The organism is Marinobacter sp., from assembly GCF_041984545.1.
Lineage (GTDB): Bacteria > Pseudomonadota > Gammaproteobacteria > Pseudomonadales > Oleiphilaceae > Marinobacter.
In genome coordinates, this window is the sequence record NZ_JBHIXV010000097.1 from 1 (window position 1) to 609 (window position 609).

Below are 609 nucleotides of genomic sequence, written 5' to 3' on the forward strand. Positions count from 1 at the left end.
ACGGCAGGGTGTGCTTCCAGCCAGGCGGCAATGTCGAGAGCCGCCGCCGACTGCGCCAGCATGCGAATATTCAGTGTTTCAAGGCCTTTGAACAGCACCCAGGCGTTGAATGCAGACAGCGTGGGGCCTGCTGTGCGTAGCACGGGCAGAATTTTTTCCTTCAGCAACTCTTTCGGGCCGCAAATGGCACCCCCCAACACACGGCCCTGGCCATCCAGGTATTTGGTGGCGGAGTGAATGATGATTTCCGTGCCAAAGTCGACCGGCTTTTGCAGGGCGGGTGTGCAAAAGCAATTGTCCACCACGTTGTAAATGCCGTGTTTTTTGGCCAGGTCGCTTAACGCCCTCATGTCCAGAATTTCAGTCAGCGGGTTCGATGGCGTTTCGCTGTAAAACAGCTTGGTGTTCGGCTTGATGGCCTTTTCCCAGGCTTCCATGCTGGTGCCGTCTACGAATGTGGTTTCAATCCCGAAGCGGGAAAGGATATTCACAAACAACTGCACGGTTGCACCAAACAAAGCCTTGGAAGCAACAATATGATCACCCGCATTCAACAAGCCCATGCAGGCTGTGGTAATGGCGGCCATGCCGCTGGACGTGGCCAGGCAG

Annotated in this window: 1 protein-coding gene; it reads right to left on the bottom strand. The window is 55.5% G+C overall.

Features of this window, described 5'->3' with window-relative positions; translation table 11 throughout:
• Positions 1–587 (bottom strand): aminotransferase class I/II-fold pyridoxal phosphate-dependent enzyme (locus ACFC20_RS17715; protein WP_375194133.1); only part of this gene is annotated, 587 nt, incomplete at its 3' end.
• Positions 588–609: the final 22 nt, after the last annotated feature.